The organism is Shewanella sp. VB17 (assembly GCF_013248905.1).
GTDB lineage: Bacteria > Pseudomonadota > Gammaproteobacteria > Enterobacterales > Shewanellaceae > Shewanella.
In genome coordinates this window covers 1,825,401-1,850,704 of the sequence record NZ_JABRVS010000001.1, presented here as the reverse complement: position 1 = coordinate 1,850,704, position 25,304 = coordinate 1,825,401, and the positions used below count along the sequence as shown (strand labels likewise).

General features: G+C 38.3%; 27 protein-coding genes and 1 pseudogene. 14 read left to right on the top strand and 14 right to left on the bottom strand.

What is annotated here, in order from left to right:
- Window positions 1-113 precede the first annotated feature (113 nt).
- Window positions 114-581 (top strand): Lrp/AsnC family transcriptional regulator, encoded by a 468-nt coding sequence (locus tag HQQ94_RS07820; RefSeq protein ID WP_217274139.1) that lies wholly within the window; start codon window positions 114-116, stop codon window positions 579-581.
- Between the two features lie 244 nt (window positions 582-825).
- Here HQQ94_RS07820 and HQQ94_RS07815 read toward each other — a convergent pair whose 3' ends face one another.
- From HQQ94_RS07815 to HQQ94_RS07795, 5 genes are all read right to left on the bottom strand, one after another.
- Window positions 826-1,470: a nuclease-related domain-containing protein gene (locus tag HQQ94_RS07815; protein WP_173293887.1), complete on the bottom strand. Its 645-nt coding sequence runs from the start codon at window positions 1,468-1,470 to the stop codon at window positions 826-828.
- Window positions 1,471-1,591: 121 nt separating this feature from the next.
- On the bottom strand, window positions 1,592-2,104 hold the full coding sequence (locus HQQ94_RS07810) for a hypothetical protein (protein ID WP_173293886.1): 513 nt from the start codon (window positions 2,102-2,104) through the stop codon (window positions 1,592-1,594).
- Window positions 2,105-2,413: 309 nt separating this feature from the next.
- Window positions 2,414-2,758, bottom strand: coding sequence for a Fis family transcriptional regulator (locus HQQ94_RS07805; protein WP_173296562.1), 345 nt, complete (start codon window positions 2,756-2,758; stop codon window positions 2,414-2,416).
- 33 nt (window positions 2,759-2,791) lie between these two features.
- Complete coding sequence (locus HQQ94_RS07800; protein ID WP_173293885.1) at window positions 2,792-3,217, bottom strand: hypothetical protein; 426 nt, start codon at window positions 3,215-3,217, stop codon at window positions 2,792-2,794.
- Between the two features lie 185 nt (window positions 3,218-3,402).
- A complete protein-coding gene (locus tag HQQ94_RS07795) occupies window positions 3,403-4,455 on the bottom strand; it encodes an alkene reductase (RefSeq protein ID WP_173293884.1) in 1,053 nt (350 codons plus the stop codon).
- Between the two features lie 129 nt (window positions 4,456-4,584).
- Here HQQ94_RS07795 and HQQ94_RS07790 point away from each other — a divergent pair, with 129 nt between their 5' ends.
- The 3 genes from HQQ94_RS07790 (at window position 4,585) to HQQ94_RS07780 (ending at window position 6,527) form a co-directional block, all read left to right on the top strand.
- The gene (locus HQQ94_RS07790) at window positions 4,585-5,166 is read left to right on the top strand and encodes a TetR/AcrR family transcriptional regulator (RefSeq protein ID WP_173293883.1); all 582 of its coding nucleotides are present in this window, start codon (window positions 4,585-4,587) and stop codon (window positions 5,164-5,166) included.
- A gap of 190 nt (window positions 5,167-5,356) precedes the next feature.
- On the top strand, window positions 5,357-5,647 hold the full coding sequence (locus HQQ94_RS07785; protein ID WP_173293882.1) for a YkgJ family cysteine cluster protein: 291 nt from the start codon (window positions 5,357-5,359) through the stop codon (window positions 5,645-5,647).
- Window positions 5,648-5,690: 43 nt separating this feature from the next.
- Window positions 5,691-6,527, top strand: coding sequence for a LysR family transcriptional regulator (locus HQQ94_RS07780; RefSeq protein WP_173293881.1), 837 nt, complete (start codon window positions 5,691-5,693; stop codon window positions 6,525-6,527).
- 58 nt (window positions 6,528-6,585) lie between these two features.
- On the opposite strand, the gene HQQ94_RS07775 is transcribed toward HQQ94_RS07780, so the two are convergent.
- Both HQQ94_RS07775 and HQQ94_RS07770 read right to left on the bottom strand, forming a co-directional pair.
- Complete coding sequence (locus HQQ94_RS07775; RefSeq protein ID WP_173293880.1) at window positions 6,586-7,029, bottom strand: universal stress protein; 444 nt, start codon at window positions 7,027-7,029, stop codon at window positions 6,586-6,588.
- A gap of 57 nt (window positions 7,030-7,086) precedes the next feature.
- Window positions 7,087-7,518, bottom strand: a complete 432-nt coding sequence (locus HQQ94_RS07770; protein ID WP_173293879.1) for a universal stress protein — start codon at window positions 7,516-7,518, stop codon at window positions 7,087-7,089.
- A gap of 341 nt (window positions 7,519-7,859) precedes the next feature.
- Between HQQ94_RS07770 and HQQ94_RS07765 the strand changes: the two genes are divergently transcribed.
- From HQQ94_RS07765 to HQQ94_RS07745, 5 genes are all read left to right on the top strand, one after another.
- Window positions 7,860-8,327 carry a hypothetical protein gene (locus HQQ94_RS07765; protein WP_173293878.1) on the top strand — a complete coding sequence of 156 codons (468 nt, stop codon included), beginning with the start codon at window positions 7,860-7,862 and terminating at the stop codon, window positions 8,325-8,327.
- Between the two features lie 232 nt (window positions 8,328-8,559).
- Window positions 8,560-9,495 (top strand): DUF692 domain-containing protein, encoded by a 936-nt coding sequence (locus HQQ94_RS07760; RefSeq protein WP_173296561.1) that lies wholly within the window; start codon window positions 8,560-8,562, stop codon window positions 9,493-9,495.
- Window positions 9,496-9,518: 23 nt separating this feature from the next.
- The gene (locus HQQ94_RS07755) at window positions 9,519-10,325 is read left to right on the top strand and encodes a DNA-binding domain-containing protein (RefSeq protein WP_173293877.1); all 807 of its coding nucleotides are present in this window, start codon (window positions 9,519-9,521) and stop codon (window positions 10,323-10,325) included.
- A 202-nt stretch (window positions 10,326-10,527) separates the two neighbouring features.
- On the top strand, window positions 10,528-11,967 hold the full coding sequence (locus HQQ94_RS07750; RefSeq protein WP_173293876.1) for a coniferyl aldehyde dehydrogenase: 1,440 nt from the start codon (window positions 10,528-10,530) through the stop codon (window positions 11,965-11,967).
- Between the two features lie 60 nt (window positions 11,968-12,027).
- Window positions 12,028-12,603, top strand: coding sequence for a TetR/AcrR family transcriptional regulator (locus tag HQQ94_RS07745; protein ID WP_173293875.1), 576 nt, complete (start codon window positions 12,028-12,030; stop codon window positions 12,601-12,603).
- 191 nt (window positions 12,604-12,794) lie between these two features.
- On the opposite strand, the gene HQQ94_RS07740 is transcribed toward HQQ94_RS07745, so the two are convergent.
- The 4 genes from HQQ94_RS07740 to HQQ94_RS07725 form a co-directional block, all read right to left on the bottom strand.
- Window positions 12,795-13,511 carry a pseudouridine synthase gene (locus HQQ94_RS07740; protein WP_173293874.1) on the bottom strand — a complete coding sequence of 239 codons (717 nt, stop codon included), beginning with the start codon at window positions 13,509-13,511 and terminating at the stop codon, window positions 12,795-12,797.
- Window positions 13,512-13,676: 165 nt separating this feature from the next.
- Window positions 13,677-15,125 (bottom strand): N-acetylglucosamine-specific PTS transporter subunit IIBC, encoded by a 1,449-nt coding sequence (nagE, locus tag HQQ94_RS07735; RefSeq protein ID WP_173293873.1) that lies wholly within the window; start codon window positions 15,123-15,125, stop codon window positions 13,677-13,679.
- 63 nt (window positions 15,126-15,188) lie between these two features.
- The gene (locus HQQ94_RS07730) at window positions 15,189-15,884 is read right to left on the bottom strand and encodes an oligogalacturonate-specific porin KdgM family protein (protein WP_173293872.1); all 696 of its coding nucleotides are present in this window, start codon (window positions 15,882-15,884) and stop codon (window positions 15,189-15,191) included.
- 588 nt (window positions 15,885-16,472) lie between these two features.
- On the bottom strand, window positions 16,473-18,086 hold the full coding sequence (locus HQQ94_RS07725) for an NAD(P)/FAD-dependent oxidoreductase (RefSeq protein WP_173293871.1): 1,614 nt from the start codon (window positions 18,084-18,086) through the stop codon (window positions 16,473-16,475).
- Between the two features lie 223 nt (window positions 18,087-18,309).
- Between HQQ94_RS07725 and fdxA the strand changes: the two genes are divergently transcribed.
- Window positions 18,310-18,633, top strand: a complete 324-nt coding sequence (gene fdxA / locus HQQ94_RS07720; RefSeq protein ID WP_173293870.1) for a ferredoxin FdxA — start codon at window positions 18,310-18,312, stop codon at window positions 18,631-18,633.
- A 142-nt stretch (window positions 18,634-18,775) separates the two neighbouring features.
- Here fdxA and HQQ94_RS07715 read toward each other — a convergent pair whose 3' ends face one another.
- Window positions 18,776-19,597 (bottom strand): DUF3465 domain-containing protein, encoded by an 822-nt coding sequence (locus HQQ94_RS07715; protein ID WP_173293869.1) that lies wholly within the window; start codon window positions 19,595-19,597, stop codon window positions 18,776-18,778.
- Window positions 19,598-20,001: 404 nt separating this feature from the next.
- On the opposite strand from HQQ94_RS07715, the gene HQQ94_RS07710 reads away from it, so the two are divergent.
- The gene (locus HQQ94_RS07710; protein WP_173293868.1) at window positions 20,002-20,628 is read left to right on the top strand and encodes a LysE family translocator; all 627 of its coding nucleotides are present in this window, start codon (window positions 20,002-20,004) and stop codon (window positions 20,626-20,628) included.
- Window positions 20,629-20,698: 70 nt separating this feature from the next.
- Here the strand turns inward: HQQ94_RS07710 and HQQ94_RS07705 are convergent, their stop codons facing one another.
- Both HQQ94_RS07705 and HQQ94_RS07700 read right to left on the bottom strand, forming a co-directional pair.
- Window positions 20,699-21,457 carry a putative porin gene (locus tag HQQ94_RS07705; protein WP_254304021.1) on the bottom strand — a complete coding sequence of 253 codons (759 nt, stop codon included), beginning with the start codon at window positions 21,455-21,457 and terminating at the stop codon, window positions 20,699-20,701.
- 290 nt (window positions 21,458-21,747) lie between these two features.
- Window positions 21,748-22,482, bottom strand: coding sequence for a DUF599 domain-containing protein (locus tag HQQ94_RS07700; protein ID WP_173293867.1), 735 nt, complete (start codon window positions 22,480-22,482; stop codon window positions 21,748-21,750).
- A 249-nt stretch (window positions 22,483-22,731) separates the two neighbouring features.
- On the opposite strand from HQQ94_RS07700, the gene HQQ94_RS07695 reads away from it, so the two are divergent.
- The 3 genes and pseudogenes from HQQ94_RS07695 (at window position 22,732) to HQQ94_RS07685 (ending at window position 25,300) form a co-directional block, all read left to right on the top strand.
- Window positions 22,732-23,403: a DUF2461 domain-containing protein gene (locus HQQ94_RS07695; RefSeq protein WP_173293866.1), complete on the top strand. Its 672-nt coding sequence runs from the start codon at window positions 22,732-22,734 to the stop codon at window positions 23,401-23,403.
- A gap of 256 nt (window positions 23,404-23,659) precedes the next feature.
- A pseudogene (locus tag HQQ94_RS07690) lies at window positions 23,660-24,339 on the top strand (glutathione S-transferase family protein).
- Between the two features lie 427 nt (window positions 24,340-24,766).
- The gene (locus HQQ94_RS07685; RefSeq protein ID WP_173293865.1) at window positions 24,767-25,300 is read left to right on the top strand and encodes a heme-binding protein; all 534 of its coding nucleotides are present in this window, start codon (window positions 24,767-24,769) and stop codon (window positions 25,298-25,300) included.
- Window positions 25,301-25,304: the final 4 nt, after the last annotated feature.

The following is a 25,304-nucleotide window of genomic DNA, read 5'->3' as shown; positions in this document are numbered from 1 at the left end:
TTTGTAGTGAATGGTTGCAAATTCACCTTAAAATAAGCACAATAATGCAATAACTCACTACTTAAATGAGTTTTAGTAGTGAGTTAATACATTAGGAGTCCTAGATGCAAGCAATGATTCAATTAGATCGAACAGACAAAAAAATATTACAATTAATGCAAAATAATGCACGTATCAGTAATTTAGAATTAGCAGATAGTGTCGGTTTATCCCCTACACCTTGTTCTCGTCGTGTCAAACGTCTAGAAGAGTCAGGATTAATAGACAAGCATGTCACCTTACTAAAACCGTCAGCACTTGGCTTAAACCTCACGGCAATGATTGGCATTTCAATGGACAGGCACACTCCGGAGCGTTTTGACTATGTTGAAAAAGCCGTAACCGCATTACCCGAAGTACTAGAATGTTTAATTGTAACGGGCCAATCGGCAGATTTCTTACTCAAAGTCGTCGTACGTGATATGCAACATTATGAGCAATTATTACTCGGGCACATTACTCGATTAGAAGGAGTAACAGGTGTTCATTCAAGCTTTGTATTACGAGAAGTATTAAAAAGGACTGCTCTGCCGCTGGGTTAAAAATAACAACATAGGTACATCTTAGATCCCAAAGATAACCGACACACTTTACTCATTAAATCGTTTTTGATGTTAAAGATAATCCAAAAATAGTTCTAATAAATTAGCTCATTCATAATTTATCTGGATTATCCTCAATAGAATGAATAAAACGCAATAAAATGTATTCACATCCCTATACCATTCATAATACCAATTTCATTCAACCAAATTATTTTCACGATAAATTTCCTTCCTGCTTTACTTATTTTGATAGCATCACTGACTTAACATGAACGACTTTCCCTTTGTTCGTTATAATTTCTTTATTAACTTTACATTTCTCAAAATTATTTATAATGACAGCAGTTTCTTCACTGGTAAACACTTCGGTTTGTTTTGACTTAACAAACCTTATTATACCGCCTAAATGAGTAACATTTTCAGGCATTTTAGTTTTAAAATCACTATCACCAACAAAAATAACAACAGGATAAACTGAATCTGAATTGATATTGAGAAAATCCGCTAAAACTTGACTTTTTTTATTGCTTGTTACAATAGGATTTGTAAACTTACTTAAGCTTTTGTTTATTTTCAGTGTCCATTCATTTTTATTTTTAGATCCAAAAACTCGACCTTTTACATTATTTTTATCTATAACGAAAATACCGTATACTGACACAAAGACATAATCAACCTTAGTAACCCCTGCATCCGAAAAAAGCTTTAAACCACTAATTAAATGATATTTATTTTTATTAAAAAATAATCTAAGCATAAATGTAATTATAAAATCACTTAACAATACATTAAAATAAGGACGCTTAAATACACCTATAATTATCAATAGTGAAACAGTAAAATATAGAGCATTGTATAAAAAGCCTGTTATTAAATTAAAATCCATAACTACACACCTTCCTTTGCAATCTAAAATGTAAATAATACTATTATCAATATGGGGATACAGCTAATATAATTAACCCCTCATATCTTATCCACAGCTCTGAAAATATTAACTGTTAATGTTATAACACACTATCTGATTCTTTAGATAGTACATGGCAATAATTTTTAAGCTCTTGCACTATACTGACAACAGAATTTTTCTGCGGTGGACATAGCCAATCAAAAAAATTCAATAGCTCATTCATATTATTACCAATAATTTTAGCTAGATTTGTTTTACTCATTTCTAAATCAATAGGCAATTCTGTTTCTTTATCGATTACATGAGATATATGTACGCTCCTAAATTGGAATACATCTAATGCTACTAATTTAGAACGTAAATCAACACATTTCAGCCTCAAAGGCTCTGGTAATGAATTAATTTCACCGCCATAGTGATCAAGTGTCTCCCACAGTTTTGATAAACTTAAAATAGCGTAACTGACTGTCATACGAGTGATGGCTTCATATTTCTTATTGGTAAGATCGTAATTGCCATTTTCAAAATAATCTAAGAAAACCGCCCTTGATATCGTCAAATCATATATTTGATCAGATAATAGCCATGTTAACTCTTCAGATCTTTGCATGTAACCTCACAGAATCATAAACGTTTATTCAATAATAGTGGGGTTCTACACCCACCAATATGTAAATTATTTGTTAAAATAACACTGCTAGGCCTTTTTTGTAAACCGATTGTTTTAATACCTTGTCATTTACCTTACCCATTGACTCATTACAAATAAAATGGCTCTAATTCAGCTTTGATATTAGCGAGAAGGGTGACCTCACTTAGAATTGATTTAAGATAAAATGTGGAAATTTAAAGCGCTAGATCACTTCAAGTAAACGAGCAAGATAGCATCAGCCTATGGTGGATCTGTTAACTCTAAGCATTAATGGGCTAATCGTTTTCGCCATTTTCCATTATGTTTATCAATGCAGTTCTCTTCCGTATCAAAATAGACATGATGCTTAATGTCTTTGATGTGTATATCGATTGAGGAAAGGGCTTGTTTAATCAGCTGATAAAGATACTCATCATGCTTAGATATTTTTATATTACTAAGAGCTGAGTTAGTATCAAAGATACAGGTAATACGCATAGAAGCTTCGACATTACCGTAGTGAACGCTATGAGTAAGCCATTCAAAACCATCTACATTATTCTGAGCGGTTTCACACACTAGAGTCAAAGTCTCTCTGATACTGTTCTCAATCTTTTTATCTGTCTTTTTCATCACAATGTAATCAAGTAACCTTTAAGAGCTGTGTTACTCAGATCCCTCATTTTTAGATTTTTCATTGTATAACACCATAAGCATACCAGATAATTGCATGATCTCTGCATTGAGCATCTCACGCTTCTTTTCAGCCGATTCCGACTTATCTCCAGATAATGCTTTTAGCGCCTGTTTCAATGCCTCAATGCGCAATTTAATATGCTCAATTTGTTCATCAATGATTGATGTGGGCCCAATCTTGACGTCTTTTATCCCCTCGGACGTTTTCTCTTGCCGCTTGACCATAAAACGGCCAACATCTAACTGATGTGCAGCTTTTCCCATCTCTGAGATAGCAACAACTTCACCTTCTCCCTTTTTAGTTAACATAACGGTCTCTGGCTTTGACGTCATATTTACATCAGCGACAGATCTTCCCACTGAGTTAATCGCATTCGTTAAGCCATAAATATTCATAGCCGTCTCCTTTAATCACCATGCTGAGATACTCTCACCACTGTATTTTCCTTTTCTCATAACAGAATACTTATTTATCGGCTAAATAAACTTTTTCTTAAGCATTACCAATAAAGAAAAAAGGTTAACCTAATGATTAACCTCTTCGACCTTAAACAATACGAATGCTATTTAAAACGATTTGTTTACAGTAAACTGGCCAGCATTTCAGCTGAATACTCTACGAGTTCTTTACCTTCTCGAACACGGGTAACATAATCTGGATTGGCAATAAAAGGTCTCCCGATCGCTAATAAATCAAATTTATCTTCAGCAATTGCTTTACTACCCGTTTCAGGGCTGTAACTGCCAACACCAACGAGCGTCTTACTATAAACACTGCGTATATAGCTAGACACGCGCCCGCCAAGGTAATCAAACTCCATAGCGTCATCAAAAATGCCTATATGTAAAAAAGCCAAATCACGCTCTTCAAGCTTAGCTAACAAGTAATCGAACACTGCGCGGTCTTTGCTATCTCCATTCATATTAAAATAAGCACCAGGTGAAACTCGCAATGCGGTTCTGTCACTGCCAATTCGAGCCGTAATCGCATCAACAACAGCGAGTGGGAAACGAGCCATATTTTCAGCAGTTTGACCATATTCATCTGTACGACGATTACTGTCATAATGCAGGAACTGATCAATAAGGTAGCCATTAGCGCCATGGATTTCGACGCCATCAAAACCTGCATCTATCGCATTGGCTGCAGCTTGTGAATAATCGGCAATTAATTGAATTATCTCATCATGGCTTATAGCTTTAGGCACTTGATAGGTAAGCTCACGCATCCTGGGAACACTTCCTTCTACGCCAACAGCGGAAGGAGCTAATACCTGAGTTGAACCTGATTGGTCGAAAAAGTGAGAGTGTGCGACTCGGCCAGTATGCCATAGCTGCGCAAATATCTTACCACCAGCTTGATGGACAGCATCCGTCACGACTTTCCAGCCATTAATTTGAGCAGGGGTAAATAAACCCGGAGTATTAGGATAACCTTGAGCATCAGGGCGAATAATCACGGCTTCAGAAATGATCAGTCCCGCTTCAGCACGACGAGCATAATATACGGCCATAGCCTGAGTTGGCACTAACTTCTCATCTGCCATACTACGCGTCAGGGGCGCCATCAGAATACGATTTTGTAAAGTGATCGTCTCGTTAAGAGTCACTGTTTGAAATAAGTTATCAGTCATACCAATCTCTATATCTTGAATGTTTATTCAAGATATCCTTATTTGAATGATCATTCAATAATTATTTTGAACAAATATTAAAAAGTAAGTACAATCAGTGAATAGATCATTAATGAGCACAAACCACTAATGCGTAATGCCGAGTTTGATAGAGAAAAAGTACTGAGATCTGCCATGACCGCATTTATGGACAAAGGTTACGGCAAAACAAGTATGCAAGATCTAACTAAAGCCACGGGCTTACATCCGGGTTCTATCTATTGTGCATTCGATAATAAACGTGGCCTTTTGTTAGCTGCTTTAGAACAATATAAAATTGATAGAAATATTGAATTTCAGTATTTTTTTTCTGGCAATAGACCGGTATTAGTTGAACTAAAAGCTTATCTGGATAATACCGTTCAGGAGTGCATCAGTTGTGAAGCAGCAAAATCCTGCTTACTGACAAAAGCCCTCAACGAAATGGCTCAGCAAGATGAAGAAGTACAGAAAATTATTACCGATAACCTAGTAAACTGGCAACAAGGGCTAGCAAATATCTTTGAGCTAGCTCAAGTAAAAGGTGAACTCACTTCTAAGCGTGATAGCCAACATTTAGCACGTTTTTTAGCTATGGGAATTTATGGTTTAAGGACCTTTGCACACACTCATCCTCAAGCTGAAGTTCTGCAAGAATTAGCCGAGCAACTGTTTCTAGATATCTGTGCATAGTGGTCTATTTTACTGAATTAACTCATTAGACTAATTACAAGTGTTCAAAAAAATAAAAGCCTAGATTGATGAATTCCTACAAAAAAACAGAATATCTATCGAGCCAAATTTATACCGACATAAGGTTAGCACTGACAAACCACCTCACTCTGCGTTATCCTATCAGCCACTAAGATCACCAAAGCTTGCTATGACAATAGAATTAATCAACCTCCCCGATCCTGAAATAACCTGTGCAACCTGTCAGGCTTGTTGCTGTAGACTTCAAGTGCTTATTATCTCTGAAACAGGTGTACCGGAAGAATATATAGAAGTGGCAGATTGGGGCGGAGATGTAATGCGCCGTTTAGATGATGGCTGGTGTGCTGCATTAGATCGTGAAACAAAAATGTGTACTATCTACGAAAATCGCCCTTGGGTATGTAGAGAGTTTGAGATGGGCTCCTACGAGTGTAAAATAGAACGTGCCGAAGGTATGTAAATAGAGCGTATCTCATCGATAGTGGCTGATTAAAGGATATTCAGTGAAATTAAAATCAATATACTACTTTCAATCCACCTATGAACAAGGCAGTATTACAGCTGCTGCACGCCAGTGCTTCGTTTCTCAGCCTTCTATAACTGCAGCAATATCACAGCTTGAACAGCAGCTTAATGTTGAACTTTTTATCCGTCACCCTGGGGGGGTACGACCCACATCAGCTGCTGATAAGCTCTACCCTCTGGCAAAGGAAATGAGTGAAAACAAACAAAATATACTGAACTTATTTAACGACTCCCCGGCCCCTATTCCACTTCGTTTAGGCTTAATGCGCTCGCTCGGTGCACAACGCATGAGTGAACTGCTGACCGAACTAACACAAAGAATTGATAATATAGAGTTAACTCTTGTTGACCCTGATGAGCCATGTGATGCTAGAGTCATACTATCTCAGTCAACATTAAGCAGTGAAGCTTTTATTCCTATCTGGGAAGATAAATACCAAATTGCCATTCCAATAAATTGGCCCTTAGCAGCAAAACCATTAATAGAAATTGCAGATCTAGATGGACTTCCTTTCATCAATCGTACACCTTGTGATGCTCTTGATAGACTTAAACAAACCATGGCTATAGCAGGAGTACGATTTCAACCTAGAGCCAACATACGTACCATTGAATACACTTGGCCTTTAGTCTGCGCCGGTATAGGCGCAGCACTGCTTCCTGAATGGCAAGAAATAAAACATAATCGCGATTTAGTACTACGACCTATAGCAGGAGAAAAACTGATCAAATTAATAGGATTAGCTTACAATACAAGTAGAGTCAGTGAGCCGATGATGACCGCAATACTATCAGTCTGTCGAGGTAAGCTTTAAGCTAGAGCTTGCCAATGAAAACATCACCGACCTTGCGCTAATGACAGTTCTTATTCTTCTATTTTACCACGAGCACAGGACAATGAGCTTTATTACTGATGACCTCTGAGACATTGGGATTTAGTAGGTGTGATATACCTTTATAGCCATGACTTCCAATGACTATCATGCCGACCTGTTGCTCAACACTCTCTTCTATGATTTGTGCCACCACATCTCCTCTCCTTATCACTGGAATAACCTTTAATCCCTCATCTAAATATTCCGCTATTTCTCCTGCTAATTGGGTGGTTTTCTGACGTAATGGGATCACATGTTTATGCTCAAGATCTGATGATTTTTCCAACACTGTGCCATAATGATGTAACCTATTACCTTCACTCATGACATGTAACAGCCGAATATTCACATGATATAAATTAGCCATTTCTATTGCATATTTTAGTGCATGAGAGGCTGTTTCAGAGAAATCGGTTGGGCATAATACCTGACGAGTACGCATAGTAACCTCCGGCTAATTTGCTCATTATTGAGCTAAAATAACAAATTTCACAATACATTATTTGACAACCAAAACAGGACATGTAGCACCATTAGCAATAACTTCAGCAACATTAGTATGTAAAAAATGGGACAAACCACTCCGACCATGGCTAGCCATTACTATCATTCCAGCATCGAATTCAGCCGCATCAGCTAAGATCTGCTCAATAGGAAAGCCTCGTCTAATGGCTGTTTCAATTGATAGATCGCTTTTAAGATCACAGAGAAGCTCCTGCATTTTTTCTGCTGCAGCATCCTCCATTTGTTGAGCCAGAGACTCAGGATCGATCGCTAATATTTGATAGTTTTCATTACCAAGGGGCTGATCCACAACATGTAACAATCTTAAACTCACTTGATAAAAATTAGCCATTTCAAGCGCGTATTTTAATGCGTGGGATGCCGTTTCTGAAAAATCGGTTGGGCAGAGTATTTGCCGAGTTCTCATCAGTCTCTCCTTATCAATAATATAATGATAGCGTTAAACGTTATCAATAATGTCAAAGTGTCATTAAAACCGTAATCTTATCTACATTTTCCATCGAACGCTAACACACACATTTTCCCTCCAAGCAAGCTGACTGCAAATTAAATGATAAAAATGCATTTTTATCTACGAACACTTGAAATTTTAATTTTATTTTTGCGGTCTTTCTTTAAGCACATTGTGATAACCATTAAAAGTCAGATAAATAAATACGTTAAAACCTAAATAATTTTTTATGTCGTATTTGAAAATTATCACTAATCTTATACCTGAGTTTCATCATTAATCAAAAAGGGAATAGTATGACAACTAAAGTTCAACACTCTATGACAGGGGCAGCATTAGCCCTGACTATGGCAGCATTAGCGGGCTGTGCAAATACTGGAACATCAGAAACTGCCCAAACTGCAATGTCTAAAGGTAGTAGTGATCTTGTACACTGCTATGGCGTTAATACTTGCAAAGGCCATAACGATTGTAAAACAGCGAACAACGCCTGTGGTGGGCATGCCAGCTGTAAAGGCACTGGTTTTGTTGCTATGTCAGCTAAAACCTGTGGTAATGTTGGTGGAAATGTACAAGATGATTGGGTTGGCAGTATCTCAAAAACAGAACTAGTACACTGTTATAACGTCAATGCCTGTAAGGGTCATAACGATTGTAAAACAGCGAACAATGCCTGTAACGGACATTCAAGCTGTAAAGGCACTGGATTTGTAACAACGCCAGCGAAAGCTTGTGATGATATTGGTGGCAAAATAGGAGTTTAACCCTCCATAAACCTCCTGTACAGGATTCAGCATACCGATAAGCAACTGATTTTAAAACATTATCTTATCAATTAAGAGTATAGGTAATGCTTTTAAAATGTATAACACAATTAAGATCATGATGATGTTAATTAAATAGAATCGTTATTCCCATTCAATATTGGATAAAGACTTGAATATAGGCATTTTTATAGATGTCTATATTTTATATCATTACCGAGGTAAGCACAGAGTGACAAAAACGGCACTAACACACGATTTTCTCGGCTTCGGATTAGGATTAAGAACCCAGCACTTTGATCATGTCCTTCAACATCGTCCTAACATAGATTGGTTTGAAATATTATCTGAAAATTATATGGTTGCAGGAGGTAAACCAAGATATTATCTTGAGGCGATAGCTGAACAATACCCTGTTGTTATGCACGGTGTGTCAATGTCAATTGGCAGTACCGATCCTATCGATATGACATATCTAACCGCATTAAAAAAATTAGCCAATGAAGTGCAACCAAAATGGATCTCAGATCATATTTGTTGGACCTCAATTCACGGTGTAAACAGCCATGATCTACTCCCTTTACCTTATACAGAGGAGACAATTAACCATGTCGCTGAGCGTGTCCGTATCGTACAGGACTTTCTAGGAAGGCGCATTTTGTTAGAAAATGTCTCAAGCTACCTCTCTTATAAAGACTCAACCATGGATGAATGGACTTTCCTTAACGCGGTTTCAGAGCAAGCTGATTGCCTTGTGCTACTGGATATTAACAATATTTACGTTAGTGCTAGAAACCATCATTTCGATCCCATCACTTACCTTAACAAAATATCTCCTCATCGAGTACAACAATTCCATCTGGCTGGACATTCCGACTATGGCGATTATGTTATCGATACCCATGATCATGATGTTCCAAACAGCGTTTGGGAACTTTACCGTGCCGCCTTAACACGCTTTGGAGCGGTCAGCACTATGATAGAGAGAGACGGTCATATTCCTGAGTTTTCTGCACTGGAGCAGGAATTACAGATTGCTCGAGATATCGCAAATAAAACTTTGCCTAATTTGTCATTAAGTTCAGCTCAGCACAGCACAAACATTACACATCAGGATGTACACTATGAAATTAAAAGAGTTACCAATGCTACTAATGATCAGACTTAAGGATAAAAGCAGGACGTTCCCTAATGGCATCTCTTAAACAAACCCAAGTACTCCTGATGGATTATATTCTTGCAGATAAGCTCTGTGACAGCGCTCAAGCTGATAAATATTCAGCTTTGTCAGCCATTATTACAGCTAACAGTCATGAAGATTGCCAAAACAGGATAGGGATTTATGCCAGTGCATACCGACTAAGGCTAATTGAAACAATAGAAACAGATCACGAAATACTTTGCTGTTACCTCGGGGATGAACTTTTTGACAAAATGGCACAAAAGTATATCGACACTCATCCGTCATCTTATCGATCACTGCGATATTTTTGTGATCCTTTGCCACAATTTTTAAATGACGACACGTTTTTCAGCCAGTATCCTATTTTATCTCATATTGCCGCTTTCGAACGTCACCTTCTCAATGCTTTTGATGCCGAAGAGCAATCCAGAATCAACTTTTCTGAATTTGAACAACTTGCTCCTGAATATTGGCCTGAAAGCCGGTTAAGATTCCATCCAAGTATGCAAATTTATCAATGCCAAAGCAATGCAGTCGAAAGTTGGCAAGCATTGAAGAATCAACACACACCCCCTCAGCCAGATTACACCTTAGCCAGCAGCTGGTTGCTCTGGCGAGGCAAAGAGAGGCTCACTGAATTTATCTCTCTCGCCGAATACCAACGAGTCTTGCTAGAGGGATTTCTCAAAGGACAGACTCTCGCACAACAATGTGAGTTAATGCTCAATTACTTTAATGAAGAACAAGCCCCGGTAAAAGTACTACAAGCTATACGTTCTTGGTTCGAGATGGGACTAATCCGCGCTATCGCTTAAGTGCATGCTTAACCTATCTTAAATATAGGATAAGGCTGCTATTCATAACCCTAAATTCTCACCAGCGCAGCCTCTTTTCATCGTATCAAGAATAAACTGGATGTTTTTCACTCATTCAATTATGCTATCACAAATAGACCGACCAATCAGTCTACTGAAAATAACATAAATTTGATTAAAATATCTCAGCTGGAGAGTGAATATGAACATCCCCATTCAACAAACAGACAATGTAACAGCTAAGGACATAAACTTAGCAGATTTACTTCACTGCCAGCAAAAAAGCTACCGCTCACAACCAGCGCCGACCTACGAGCTCAGGATCTCGCAACTTAATACTCTTAAAACCGCGCTATTGAAATGTAAACACCCTTTAGCCGAAGCACTCAATCAAGATTATGGTAACCGATCGACCAATGATACTTTTATCTCAGAAATCATGCCTAGCATCAACAACATTAACTACTGCCTTAACAATCTAAAAAAATGGATGAAGCCCAGTCGTCGTCACGCAGGTTTACTACTTGCTCCCGCTAAGGTTTATGTTCATTACCAACCTGTAGGCGTTGTCGGCATCATTGTTCCCTGGAACTTTCCAGTCTTTCTTTCACTCGGCCCATTGATCACTGCACTCAGTGCAGGTAATCGCGCCATGTTAAAACTTTCTGAATTTACACCACAAACAAATAAAGTGCTCACTGAAATGCTAACCAGCATTTTTGATCAAACCATCGTCGCTGTTGTCGAAGGAGAAGCCGATGTGGCTGCACAGTTTTCTTCACTTCCATTTGATCACTTACTTTTTACCGGTTCCACCACTGTTGGGCGTCATGTCATGCGTGCAGCTGCAGCCAACTTAACTCCTGTTACGCTCGAATTAGGTGGAAAGTCTCCCGTACTTATCGCCCCAGATATGCCCGTATCCATTGCTGTCGAACGTATGATCTATGGTAAATGTTTAAATTCAGGACAGATCTGCGTCGCACCAGATTACATCTTGGTGCCAAAAGAAAAACAAGCTGAATTTATTGCAGCCTATCAAAAAAAGTTTACCACCATGTATGGCAAGGTAAGCAACAATGATGATTATGGTGCCATCATTAATCAACGCCAATTCGACCGTTTAACCGCTGTACTTGAAGATGCAAGAGTAAAAGGAGCTACCATTGTTAGTGCCAATAGTGAGACTATTAATGCTGAACAACGTAAAATACCGACTCAGCTCATTACCGATGTCAGCGATGACATGCGCTTAATGCAAGACGAAATATTTGGGCCTCTGCTCCCAATATTAGGCTACAACACCTTAGATGAAGCAATTGACTATATTAATGATAGACCACGACCACTGGCGCTTTACATCATGAGTTTTAATACTAGTACGCAGCAATTGATAGTAAATAATACCCATTCTGGTGGAGTATGCATTAATGAAACCGTCTTTCATGTTGCTGCTGACGATGCTCCATTTGGAGGAATAGGTCCTTCAGGCATGGGACATTATCACGCTAAAGAAGGCTTCTTAACCTTCAGTCATGCAAAAACAATCTTAAGCCGAGGTAAAATCAATGCCGGTAGATTTGTGCACCCCCCTTATGGGACATGGATTCAAGCTATGTTATACAAACTATTTTTACGCTGATACTATTTGTTAGCACAGGGTAAATCTTCTTTTAAGTGACATGTAAAATTAAGTCGGCAAATGAAAAAAATTGATAAAAAACAAACGATTTTAGATACCGCACTAACATTATTTGTTAGCCAAGGTTTCTATGCAACCTCGACCGCCTCTATCGCTAAAAAATCAGGGGTTGCAACAGGCACTCTTTTTCATCACTTCCCTTCTAAAGATAAGTTGATGGAATACCTTTTTCTATCTATTAAACAAGAATTTGCAGATGCTATTCTCGCTTCAATTACCGACAGTGGCAACTTAAAAGAAGATGCTAAACACCTCTGGTTTAGTGCGATTCAATGGTCGATAGAAAATCCACTCAAACAGGATTTTTTTCAACAATACTCTATGTCTCAATCCATCTCTATAGAGATCCGTGAGCAAGCAATGAACTCCATACTTAGTTTCATGGGAGCGCTAATGAAAAAAGGACACACCCTCGGTTTACTGGCTGAGTACCCATTAAATTTAATGCTAGACAACTGTCATGGGCAATACCTCGCTGCCACCCGTTACTTCTTAGATCATCCTGAAAAGTGGCAAGATCCTAAACATAAAGCAGCTAGTTTTCATCTATTTTGGAATGCCATGGCTAAAAGCTAAATCAGTGCCGCAGAAATCCAAGTAATAACCAAAAAATAATAATGACAAAAACTTACTCTACCTAATTTAGGAGAGATATTTAGCGCATTAATCACTCCACAAGTTTCATTTAAATTAGGATAATAAACACTCAATATTATAGTCGTCAAAAAATTGAAGGATTAACGATTAAGCATCAAAATAAGTCACCGTTAATGATGAGGAATTGAAGTAATTTCATCTACTGTCAAATAACGCCATTGACCCACATCGACATCAAGACGGATCTTGCCGACTTGTTCTCGGTGTAATCTGTTGACTCTATTGCCTATACAAGCAAACATACGTTTCACTTGATGGTACCGTCCTTCAGTAATGGTAAGTAATACTTCTTTAGCAGACACAAACTCTAGTTTAGCTGGAAGAGTGAGTGTATCCTCACCTTGTAGCTTGAGTCCATGCTCGAATTTATTTTGGATCTCCAACGCTATCTCACCACAGATCTCTCCTTCGACAGGATCACGCAGATAGACTCGATAAACCTTTTCACAACGGTATTTAGGATTGAACACATTAAAAGACCATCGGCCATCGTCGGTAATGAGTAATAAACCTGTGGTATCGGCATCTAAACGCCCAGCGATATGAAGTTCACAAGTATTATCCAATGGTATAAAATTAAATACACTTGGGTGATCACCATCCACATTAGAACTCAATGTACCTGCAGGTTTATGCAACATAATATAGCGCGAAGCTCTAGCCGTAAGCTTTTCCCCATCTAAAGTGATGTGATTATTCTCATGGATCTGAGAAGAAGCTGAAGTCACAACTTCACCATTGACTAACACTTCACCTGCTAAAATCACAACAGTCGCCTCACTCCGAGTGAGCTCGGTACTCTTACATAAAAATTTATCGAGGCGCATGGTTAATACTCAATTTCATCAATATTTCACTGGCTGAACAATATAAAATAACTCATCTTTATTTTCACTATATTTCACTGTTTATTCATACTTAATCCACCTACCAGTGTCCCTTATCAGTATCCTGCCTTAATCCCCAGGATACTGATCAATTCAAAGAAGCAATTAGCTCTGAGTGACTGCGGGAATATTTATTCTACTTAGGTTTTCATTAGATCCGATTTTCCTCATTTCACCAGCAATGATTTCAGCCTCAGTTCCAATGATTATTTGAATATTATCACCACCAATACGGATCATACCGCTTGCCCCTAAGGCTTTAATCACACTCTCATTGACAATACTGCTATCAATGAGTGTTAAACGAAGGCGGGTAATACAAGCATCAATAACCACCATATTATCAAAGCCACCAATGGCTTTAGTATACTGGCGAGCCTTATATTCAATATCGGTTAAATCATGCTTATCTTTGCCCTCTACCACGCAACTGACAGCGCTGTCATCAAGCGGCTCTCGACCGGGTGTTTTCAAGTTAAACATCTTGATACTAAAATAGAATACGCAGAAATAAATCACTGAGTACGCCAAGCCTATAATCACAACAGTCCATGGATTAGTGGCAAGTCCCCAGTTAAGTATCAGATCAAACAAACCTGCAGAAAACCCAAAGCCTATTAATGCCCCCATCGATGTCGTCAACGCCAACGACACACCAGTTAACAACGCATGTACAGCATATAAGCCAGGCGCTAAGAACATAAACATGAACTCAAGAGGCTCTGTAATACCGGTTAAAAAAGCCGTCACGGCCACTGAAAATAACATGCCACCAATTTGAACTCGTCGCTCTATATTAGAAGTTAAATACATTGCTAGAGCCGCAGCAGGTAACCCAAACATCATCACAGGAAAGAAGCCAGTCATGAAAACACCTGCATTAGGATCACCAGCAAAGAAGCGGTGCAAGTCTCCCCTAACCACCTCTCCAGCAGCATTAGTAAAATCACCTAAACCAAACCAAAAATAAGAATTCAATACATGGTGTAACCCAAAAGGAATCAAGGCTCGGTTTAACGTGCCATAAACAAATTGGCCAATAGACCCTGAATCGGCAATAGCGTGACCAAATAGATCAATGCCATTTTGAATACCAGGCCAAATGTACCCACAAACCCAACCAATACCCAGCATAAACAAGCCGGTCATAATAGGCACTAATCGCTTACCATTGAAAAAGCCAAGCACAGCAGGCAAAGAGACAGCATGGAAGCGGTTATAAGTATGGCCAGCCACAATACCACTAATAATGCCACCAAAAAATGACATATCGATACTTGGATCTAACGTTACTGTCGTTCCCTTAAGGATAAAGAAACCCACAGCTCCCGCTAACGCCGCAGCACCTGCACCATCGACAGCGATTCCTACCGCAATACCCATAGCAAAAAGTAAAGGAAGGTTGCTGAAAATCGCATTACCCGCTTCAGCAATAAAAGGGATCCCTAATAGATCTGGTTGACCTAAACGCAGTAGCAAGGCTGCTACTGGTAGAACCGCTATCGGCAGCATTAATGCCTTACCGAGTTTTTGCATATACCCCAATATATTCACAATTAAACCTCTTAATTATTTTTATCGTATTAAAAATGGATAACCTTCTTAACTTCACCAACATCAAAAGCCGTATGACGCACCAAATACTAAAGCATTATTCTGATTATCAGCCTGATTACGGAATTCAAAATAGGGTTGAACCCCTTTTCGAGTCCATGTTGCACGTAACTCATGATCCATAGTATTGTCACGCGAAGAGCCATCTTTTGTATCCCCAGCAATGAGATACACGTTATTATAGCTTAGTGTTAGCTGCGTATCTGCTACGGCGTAACTAATACGATTATCCATACGTACATCCGCATCATTTTCTACAGATGTGGCATCAATGTGTACACGAGTGCGGTTAGAGATAGACCATCCATTATCAAAATTATAACCAACTTTGACCAATGGCCGATATTGAACAGTGTCACCGTTTGCCACTAAATGATGATAACCTACAGCCACCCAGAAATGACTATTCACATTGATTGATTGCTCCATTCCTAATGTGACATAGGGAGCAGAATTCGTCTCTCCAGTCAGCTCACCTAATTGAATATCATCAAACTCAGTCAGTAAAGTGAGTCCACCTAAAGAATTATCAAAAGTATGCCCAGCTTCTAACGTTGAGGTTATCTCTGAACCGTGGATATCGCCATCATGAAATTGTACGTTACCCGTTACATAAGAAGAATCTGCTATTACTGAACCCGAGATAAAAATGGCAGGGATAGTGCAAGCGAATGTCGTTTTTTTTATTATTTTTTTCATTATTTTTATCCTAAATATCTTAACCTAAATATCCTGTGTATCTTCATTAGCTAACAATTGAATCGCGCATTTTTTAATACTTTAGTATCAATATGTAACAATACGTTTAATGGCGCATCATTGTGTTTGTTAACCGAGTAAGAATACCGAGCAAACCTGAACAAAAGCTGAACGAAGGATAAATATCACCCTATAACGTCTCTCATCAGACCACATTCATTTATGTCTACATCTTTACGAAAGCATACTGAACCAGATAAAAATTAAAAAAAGCACCACTTATAATCTGCATGCTAGATTTAATTTATTACTGGATATACGAGTTGTTGTGATGGGGGATATAAGATCAAAGCAGAATTTAATATCTAATGATACTTATCCTTAGATAACAGTAAATATAGACTCAGTAGTGAAGTTAAACGGTATCTATTAGCCCTGTTGCACATTATTTATTGTTCGGTAATTGCGTCATAAATCATACCAAAGGCCATTAATAAAGGGGATATTAATGACCTTAACTTAACAATAACACCGACGCTAAACGATCATATGGTTGTAGACACATTCAACGACACCGCATTAATTAAGCTATCTCTTATCATTTTTAGCATTGATGCTTAATGCTATCGCTTCAGCCACTTTGATACCGTCAATGGCTGATGACATAATACCTCCAGCGTAACCTGCTCCTTCTCCTGATGGATAGAAGCCTTTGGTATTGATGCTTTGAAAATCGTCGCCTCGTTTAATGCTAATAGGAGATGATGTACGAGTCTCAACACCGGTCAACGTTGCGTCTTCCATGGCAAACCCACGAATTTTTTTATTAAAGGCCGGAATCGCCTCACGAATAGCATCGACACAATATTGCGGTAATAAATGAGTCATATCGGTCAATTTAATACCAGGCTTATATGACGGCTCTACAGCACCAAGTACATCTGAAGAGATACCTTTCATAAAATCCCCCACGAGTTGAGCCGGCGCATCATAGTTTTCACCTCCAAGTAAATACGCTGCTTTCTCAAGTTGACGCTGCAAATCTATTCCTGCCAAAGGATGAGCCGGATAATCACTTGGATCAATGCCCACCACAATAGCACTGTTAGCATTACGTTCATTACGTGAATATTGACTCATACCGTTAGTGACGACCGCATGCTCTTCAGATGTTGCAGCAACCACAGTTCCGCCAGGGCACATGCAAAAGCTATACACTGAACGACCCGATTGACAATGATGAACGAGCTTATAATCCGCAGCACCTAAAATTGGATGGCCAGCAAATTGACCAAATAGAGCTTCATCGATAACTGATTGGTTATGCTCAATTCTAAAACCAACGGAGAAAGGTTTAGCTTCGATGTAAATGCCTTTTTCATGGATCATTTTAAACGTATCGCGAGCGCTGTGTCCTATCGCCAAGGCAATATGCTGAGATTTAATTTCAGACCCATCAGCCAAGGTTAAACCGTGTATTTGTCCATCATCAACATGAAAATCATCAACCCGGGCGCTAAAACGAATCTCCCCGCCCAGTTCGATAATCTTAGCGCGCATCTTCTCGACCATGCTAACCAGTTTAAACGTACCGATATGTGGTTTACTTACATATAAAATCTCTTCAGGAGCTCCAGCTTCAACAAATTCATTCAGTACTTTACGGCCATAATGTTTTTTATCTTTAATTTGAGTCCACAGTTTCCCGTCAGAAAAAGTGCCTGCACCGCCTTCACCAAACTGCACATTCGATTCTGTATTTAACGTCTTTGTTCTCCAAAAACCAAACGTGTCTTTAGTACGCTCACGCACTTCTTTACCGCGCTCAAGGACAATAGGGTTATAACCCATCTGTGCCAAGACCAAACCAGCAAAAAGACCGCATGGACCAAAGCCGACGACCACGGGACGGTCACCTAAATCTTCAGGGGCCTTAGCCACAAATTTATAACTCATATCAGGAGTTGCTTTAATTGATTGATGATTTGAAAACTCTTCGAGTAAAGCCGCGTCTTTCGATGTGGTAACATCCAGTGTATAAAGCAAAAAAATGCGGTTTTTAGTACGAGCATCAATACCACGACGAAACACGACAGTATCAATCAGCTCATCAGCCGAAATATTAAGCATAGTTAATGTGGCTTGGGTCAGCTCTTGTGCTGAGTGATCAAGATCGAGTTTAATATTAGCGAGGCGTATCATGATTTTTCCAGATTTATGTTACTTAGTTATAGTAAAAAATAAACGTCAAAGCAGTGCGGTATAATGAGCAGACGATTTTATTCTGTTTATCACATCAATTGGTGATACTTAACAATATCGAAAAACATTGAAATTCGTGTTTGGATCCGTATGATCCCGATATTGGCAGTTAAACTTTCCTTGCGAAGTTTAACAGAAATCAAATCAAAGTTGCGAAGATAGTATGGCTTTTGTTGTCACCGATAACTGCATAAAGTGTAAATATACAGACTGTGTGGCGGTTTGCCCCGTCGATGCCTTCCATGAAGGGCCTAACTTTTTAGCCATCAACCCAGATGTGTGTATTGATTGTGAACTGTGTGTACCTGAATGTCCGGCTTTGGCCATCTACCAAGAAGATGCACTCCCAGACGATATGCAGCATTATTTAACATTAAATGCCGAGCTTGCTGAAATTTGGCCAGTTATCACTGAAATAAAAGATGCACCACTTGATGCACAAGAGTGGGACGGTATAAAAAACAAACAAGAATACCTCATTATTTAGCTCACTTCACATTCACTGTATATAAAAACACTAAACACTCACCCTAATTAAGCATGTGGGCACTCTTTATCTCGCCTTCAAAAGCAATGCTAAAGCAGATGAAAAAGATCATAATTTTTTATGATCTTTTTATTAGCGGTACTTACTGATAAATTTGGCCATTATGCTTAAGCCAGCCATCTAGATGATGAGCTTGAGGATCATGATGAGTCCAATGAATAATTCCACCTTTATCATTAAACTCATATTGACCATTAAACTCAACTGAATCACCTAAGCCAATGTCCTTGATTCGAGGTGCAAGATCAATATTATGCGCCACTAATAATGTTTGCTGATTGGGTAAGCGTAAAATAAACCGCTGATGTCGACTTCCTTCATCATCGTCCGCTAATAATTTAATCACTGTCCCTATTGCATTGACCTGCACACCATTTAATTTCTGTTGATAAGCTTTCGCGATATGCGCTGTACCAACAGATGTCAAAGCAAGAGAGTCGTGAGCCACCTTAATGTCTGGATTTGATACGCTAGCCGCTTTAGCGGGTGAATTCATAAGCTTGTTATAAGCAAAGCTTGCACCAGCCAAAAGCAGCATCATAATCCCAACACGAAATAAAAGACCTTTGGTAGGGGCATGAATAGAGCCTATAACCTGCCTTTCTCTCCCACGATATTCTCTTTCTTGGCTGCGAAGCCCCTGCTTAAGCTTTACGTCTGATTTAACTTCAACACCATCAATACGAGCTTCAATGGCATTTAATTTACCACCAGGTTTATGCTCAAGTTGAAAGAAGATGATGTCTCCCTCTAAAGGGCGTCGACTCATATGAGTTAACCTAGATGCATGAATAAAAACATCTTTTAGCTTAGGCTGGTCCGCAATCAATTCAGGCTCGATAAAACCAAAGCCTTTATCATCTCTCCAGCGAACTAATGTCCCTTTTAGTATTTTTTTTTGCATGTATTTCTTCTTAATCCTAGTATGAGAAAGCTAAACACTATAAGTGCAATATAACACTATTTTACAGAGTGTTACCCGCAATAATACCAATCACTATTAAAGATTTACTCACTGAGTAAGAGTTGAGTGTTTCTCAAGCAACACCAGGATAAATCATAAGAAACAATGGATTTAAAGTAGCAACAAAAAGAGAAGTAGAGTATAAGTATTAACAAAATAAACAAATGAACACTCAACGAGTGTTCAAAATCCAATCAAGCAGTGTCCATCACCTTGAAAAATGTTTAATGATGATAGGAAAATAAATTAAAAAGTCGTCGATAAAAAACGTTTGAAATTACATCACCTGCAAAGCTAAATTCAACAAAAAACTGACATCAATAATGGAAGAGGTATTAAGATCTATGGATAGTGTTAATTTATTGGTTTTCTTAACGGCATCGTTAGCAATCAATGCAGTGCCTGGCGCTGATGTGGTATATGTGGTCTCCACATATAAACACAGCGGAATAAAAGCAGCAAACTTATGTATTATAGGGCTATTTCTGGGGTATTTATTTCATGTGTTAATCACATATATTGGCATATCAAAAGTCATAGCCTCTAATGAAATACTATTTAATGGTATAAAATACCTTGGCTCAGGATATCTAATCTATCTTGGTATAAAAATGATACATGAAACGTACAAATCTAAAAAAACAATAAAGGGCGATAGTGGAAAAAAAGATACTGGAACAATTCATATTACCAATAACAAGCACTCGTATATTGCAAAAGGATTTCTTATCAGTGCACTAAATCCAAAGGTAAGCTTATTTTTTCTATCTTTTATTCCTCAATTCATAGACAGTAGTGATACTGATTCAATGTTAACAATTGTATTAGGATTGATATTCTGCATTGGTGCAACATTCTTTAATTTTTTCTACTGTTACATAAGTAAAGTAAAGCTCAATATAAAATTTGAAGTGGTAAAATATATTCCTGGATTTGTGCTGACTTCACTAGGAGTTTACACAGCAATATAAATATATATCCTGCGATCAGTAACTGCAAAGCCATTGCTTTGCAGTTACAATTTATGTGTTAAAAGACGTATTAAAAACGACCAATAACACCTACACCCATATCAACACCATCAACATCTGAATCTAGCATTTTAGATAAGTTGAAATTAGCAGAAAAATTATCAGAAATACGTAACCAATAAGCAGTTCGGACATCAAATCCATCAAGAGCTTCGTTATCCGAACTAGTGTAACCTGCCCCAACCGACCAAGAGTTGTTCACATACCAATCAGCACCTAGATTTAAATCATCGTCAGAGCCAGAATGTAACCAATTAGCTGTTAGATCAACACCCGCGATAGATTCAAGTGCAATATAGCTGCGCAAATTTAAACCATATGTTTCTTTAACATTTTTATCACCATCGTTATAAAATGCAGATACCGCTGATGACTCATTGAAGTAGTAACCCGCTTTTGCACCATAAAGATTGTTAGTGTGTTCAAAACCTACTTGCTGGTAGTTAGCAGAAACAAACCATTTTGAAGCAAAAACATAGGTGCCATCAACACCATATGCATCACGAGCACTGTCATTAACGTTGTAATTAGCACCTAAATTGGTTGTTTGCGCAATAAAGCCATTAAGCGCATAAGGGCTTTTGCTTTGATCAACTGGAGCAACATAGTAACGATAATGAGCATTCAAATTGCCGTCACTTACTTCCTCAGAATTTGTGTCGTAATTTAAGCTGGCTTCATGTTGGAAAGCATTATCTTGTGCAGCGATGGCACTCATGCTTGTTAAACCCAGTAAAATTGCTAGCGCTGAGGTTGTTTTTTTCATCATTTTATTCCCTTTATAATTATGTAGCTAGGAGAATAAAAGTGTTTAGAGGAACATTAGATATGACATTTTTTGTGTTCAATCCATTGTACTCCGAGTATTCAATTCACTCAAATACCCTGCTCTCCTAGCGCGGTGGATAATAGTGTAATTAGCACAAAAATGGAAACAAAAAATCATATGAAATTAAAAAATAACACTCAATCACAAACAAAAAAAACATTTTGACCATACTTAAAGCTAAATAGTAATCACAACGTTATACATAATTAGCTTTTAACACAATTTAAAGCTTATTTTTTCACTTGGTCAATACAAGACACATCCTTTTCACTATCGAGTATGTGCATTCCAGCTGTAATGGCCACAACTGCTTTGGAATTGAATTCCCTTTGATAAAGGGTATACACCACAAACAAACTTACACCAATAAAAAGAAGTGGATGAAAAAACCAGCTCAATACAGCCATTGAAAAATAGTAAGTACGAAGTCCATAATTATAAGAATGAGCAGCCTGATCTTGAACAACCGCCATTTGTTTTGCATAACGTTTCAAACTTTCATTTTTTCCAGTTTTATCAATAGGTGCTGCACCTACCATCACATTAAGAAAACCATATTGACGCATTGACCAAGTAAACTGAAAAAAAGCCATTACAAAAATAAAAGTCAATAAACTTAATTTAAGTTGAATAATGGCATCATTAGGCACTGCAGTATAGGGGATAGAGGCAATGACAGATTCGAGCTGTGCTACCTGAGAAAATAAAGTTAATACACCTGCAAGGATCAGCATCGTCGTCGATGCAAAGAACGTTATATTGCGTTCAAGATTTGCCAGTAATGCCGCTTCACCCACTCGAATTTCTCGGGTGATTAATTCATTCATCCAATGAATACGATGTTGATGTAAACAACGTGCAATACAATCCGTATTTTTTGCCTTGCGTCGAGAAAATGAGGTATAACCTATCCAGCAAACAAGAAAACAAACAAGTGCCACAAGATCCAACAGAGAATAAGACATAACAACCTTCTAGATATCAAAAAGTAAACCAATTAAAGCAGCTTTCAATGCTACCTACCACAAAATTATTCCCGTCGAATATGACTTTTATGCATCACACGAGATTAACGATTCTTTTCAATCGATAGATGGATCCTTACTCACATCTGATATCTCTAAATACAAAATAAATCAAACAAAATTATGGTACATATTGATAGAGGACTATGTTATTTTCGCAATATCAATTTCATCAGGCACTAATATTTTATGTTTAGCCCCAAGAGCTTATCTTTTTTATCCCAGCTCACCAATAATAATGAGCGAGAATGGTTCAAGGCCAATCAAGTTCAATACGAGAACGACGTTCGTACCCCAGCCCTTCAATTTATCCAAGCTATGCAACCCCATGTGCTTGCACTCTCTCCAAGGTTAGTTGCCCTACCCAAAAAAGTAGGCGGGAGCTTGATGCGCCCACAAAGAGACGCTAGATTCAGCAAAGATAAAACGCCTTACAAAACGAACGTTGGCATTCAATTTAGGCATTTTCAAGGTAAAGATGTCCATGCACCAGGGCTCTATGTCCATCTTGCTAATGAAGGTTGCTTTCTTGGCGCTGGTATTTGGCATCCTGACTCAACAGCACTCAATAAGCTGCGCACTTGTATCGATGAAAATCCAAATGCTTATAAAAAAGCACTCATTCAACTAAACCATGCTGGATTTGAAATGCAGGGAAATAGCTTAATTAGGCCACCAAAAGGTTACGATAAGGCTCATCCCATGATAGATGAGCTTAAACGTAAAGACTTTATCGCCATTAAGCCTATCTCATCGCAACAGTTCGAAGATAAAGACTTTGTCTCTTGGTGCGCGAAAGAATTTGAACACACCCAAAAACTAATGGGCTATCTGTGTTTCGCATTAGATCTAGATTATTAACAAGGATCAATTCACCCCATAGCTGAACCTTCAACAGGATCGAAACGATAGGTATATCATTAATGATGTAACTAAGAGGCGACAAAAAGCCATTCATATTAGACGTGAATGGCAATAATGGTTTTTGTTTCTATCAAAATGGGGAATTATTGCTAAACTTTCTGACTATCAACTTAAATAATAAGCATAACCAAACTCAAATTTTTACTCCTACACGATGAATAATAGCCATTAACCCATAATTTTTGGAGTCATTATGATAGAACTCTACACTGCAGCAACCCCTAATGGACATAAAATATCGATTGCGTTAGAAGAGATGAAACTGGAATATAAAATTCATCACCTAAATTTGATAGAAGGCGAGCAGAAAAAAAAGAGTTTCTAGCAATCAATCCTAATGGCCGTATCCCTGCCATTATTGATCGAGACAACGATAATTTCGCAGTATTCGAATCAGGGGCTATTTTACTTTACTTAGCAGAGAAAACGGGGAAATTTCTACCAGCTAATCCCAATAAACGATCTCAAACCATACAATGGTTAATGTTTCAAATGGGGGGGATTGGCCCCATGATGGGTCAAGCAAACGTATTTTATCGCTACTTTCCGGAAAAAATCCCTGCCGTTATTTTACGTTACCAAAATGAGAGCCGACGATTATTTGAAGTGATTAATCATCAGCTATCAGGCAACCAATATTTGGCTGGTGATCAATATACCATCGCAGATATGTCAGCCTGGCCTTGGGTACGTAGTTATGAGTGGAGCGGTGTTGATATCACTGATCTAGAACACTTAAAAAACTGGGTTAACAAACTTGCCGAACGTCAAGCTTGTCAAATAGGCATCATCACACCCCCACCTTCAAATCTAAGCGACAACGTGCGAGCCGAGCAAATGAGTAAGATGGCCTCCCCCTCGACACTATCTTAAAATACTCACTTACCATAGATATCTGCACATTAGCAAGAGAGCAGCATTCTCTCAATCATAGAAACAAGGGCTTAGAGATAAGTTACCTGTAAATAAATGCCTTATTACCTTCTCTTCACTTTCTTAAATCAATTGAACATCAATTGAGAAAAGCAGGTATTACAGGTTGAGCCCGTTCTTTAGGACCTTTAGAGTTTATCGCTTAAAACACTGGCTATTTGATGCAAATGGCTTGATGACACATCGAGCATCCATGAAATGTGCAAATTAGCAGTACGACGGACAATTATTTCAAAAACTTACTGGTAAGTGAATATTTTATATGAGTTTGTCGTTCTTATCTTAAATAGATTTAAATCCTAAGTTGATTGATTGGATCTTCGACTATAGTTTTTATTATATTTAACTCATAGAAAAGGAAACGAAAGTGATTAAAGAAGATAAAAAAAACTTTAAAAACAAATTTTTAAAGTCAAAAAAGTCATTAACCTTGCTCATAGGGCTATTATCATTAAGCAGTCTACCCAGTACTGCTAAAGTCATCACTAGCCATGCATTAAGTGTAGGAACAGCATTAGAACTAGTGCAAGAAGGGTTAGCTAACTGTGCTAAAGATAATTATAATGTCAGTGTTGCTGTTGTTGATCATAATGGTATTTTGAAAGCCTTTGCCCGCCATGATCCTTCTGGGCCCCATGCCGCAGAAGGCGCCAGAAGAAAGGCTTTTAGTGCAGCTTCGATGGGAGAAAGTACTGAGTTTTTTTTCAAACTGATCAAGCAAGAACCTGAACTACAAGGACTGCACAGCTTACATGATGAACTGTCTTTGCTTCCTGGCGGCTTACCTATTAAATACAAAGGTAAAGTCATTGGTGGTATTGGCGTTAGTGGAGCACCTGGTGGTGATCTCGATACCGCTTGTGCTGCGGCAGCCCTCAAAAAAGTCCCTATCGATAATTAACAAT

Excerpts from the sequence above, each read along its gene's own strand:
- HQQ94_RS07820 (WP_217274139.1), top strand. The coding sequence starts at position 114 with ATGATTCAATTAGATCGAACAGACAAAAAAATATTACAATTAATGCAA.
- HQQ94_RS07815 (WP_173293887.1), bottom strand. The coding sequence starts at position 1,470 with ATGGATTTTAATTTAATAACAGGCTTTTTATACAATGCTCTATATTTT.
- HQQ94_RS07810 (WP_173293886.1), bottom strand. The coding sequence starts at position 2,104 with ATGCAAAGATCTGAAGAGTTAACATGGCTATTATCTGATCAAATATAT.
- HQQ94_RS07805 (WP_173296562.1), bottom strand. The coding sequence starts at position 2,758 with ATGAAAAAGACAGATAAAAAGATTGAGAACAGTATCAGAGAGACTTTG.
- HQQ94_RS07800 (WP_173293885.1), bottom strand. The coding sequence starts at position 3,217 with ATGAATATTTATGGCTTAACGAATGCGATTAACTCAGTGGGAAGATCT.
- HQQ94_RS07795 (WP_173293884.1), bottom strand. The coding sequence starts at position 4,455 with ATGACTGATAACTTATTTCAAACAGTGACTCTTAACGAGACGATCACT.
- HQQ94_RS07790 (WP_173293883.1), top strand. The coding sequence starts at position 4,585 with ATGCGTAATGCCGAGTTTGATAGAGAAAAAGTACTGAGATCTGCCATG.
- HQQ94_RS07785 (WP_173293882.1), top strand. The coding sequence starts at position 5,357 with ATGACAATAGAATTAATCAACCTCCCCGATCCTGAAATAACCTGTGCA.
- HQQ94_RS07775 (WP_173293880.1), bottom strand. The coding sequence starts at position 7,029 with ATGCGTACTCGTCAGGTATTATGCCCAACCGATTTCTCTGAAACAGCC.
- HQQ94_RS07770 (WP_173293879.1), bottom strand. The coding sequence starts at position 7,518 with ATGAGAACTCGGCAAATACTCTGCCCAACCGATTTTTCAGAAACGGCA.
- HQQ94_RS07765 (WP_173293878.1), top strand. The coding sequence starts at position 7,860 with ATGACAACTAAAGTTCAACACTCTATGACAGGGGCAGCATTAGCCCTG.
- HQQ94_RS07755 (WP_173293877.1), top strand. The coding sequence starts at position 9,519 with ATGGCATCTCTTAAACAAACCCAAGTACTCCTGATGGATTATATTCTT.
- HQQ94_RS07750 (WP_173293876.1), top strand. The coding sequence starts at position 10,528 with ATGAACATCCCCATTCAACAAACAGACAATGTAACAGCTAAGGACATA.
- HQQ94_RS07745 (WP_173293875.1), top strand. The coding sequence starts at position 12,028 with ATGAAAAAAATTGATAAAAAACAAACGATTTTAGATACCGCACTAACA.
- HQQ94_RS07740 (WP_173293874.1), bottom strand. The coding sequence starts at position 13,511 with ATGCGCCTCGATAAATTTTTATGTAAGAGTACCGAGCTCACTCGGAGT.
- HQQ94_RS07730 (WP_173293872.1), bottom strand. The coding sequence starts at position 15,884 with ATGAAAAAAATAATAAAAAAAACGACATTCGCTTGCACTATCCCTGCC.
- HQQ94_RS07725 (WP_173293871.1), bottom strand. The coding sequence starts at position 18,086 with ATGATACGCCTCGCTAATATTAAACTCGATCTTGATCACTCAGCACAA.
- fdxA (WP_173293870.1), top strand. The coding sequence starts at position 18,310 with ATGGCTTTTGTTGTCACCGATAACTGCATAAAGTGTAAATATACAGAC.
- HQQ94_RS07715 (WP_173293869.1), bottom strand. The coding sequence starts at position 19,597 with ATGCAAAAAAAAATACTAAAAGGGACATTAGTTCGCTGGAGAGATGAT.
- HQQ94_RS07710 (WP_173293868.1), top strand. The coding sequence starts at position 20,002 with ATGGATAGTGTTAATTTATTGGTTTTCTTAACGGCATCGTTAGCAATC.
- HQQ94_RS07705 (WP_254304021.1), bottom strand. The coding sequence starts at position 21,457 with ATGATGAAAAAAACAACCTCAGCGCTAGCAATTTTACTGGGTTTAACA.
- HQQ94_RS07700 (WP_173293867.1), bottom strand. The coding sequence starts at position 22,482 with ATGTCTTATTCTCTGTTGGATCTTGTGGCACTTGTTTGTTTTCTTGTT.
- HQQ94_RS07695 (WP_173293866.1), top strand. The coding sequence starts at position 22,732 with ATGTTTAGCCCCAAGAGCTTATCTTTTTTATCCCAGCTCACCAATAAT.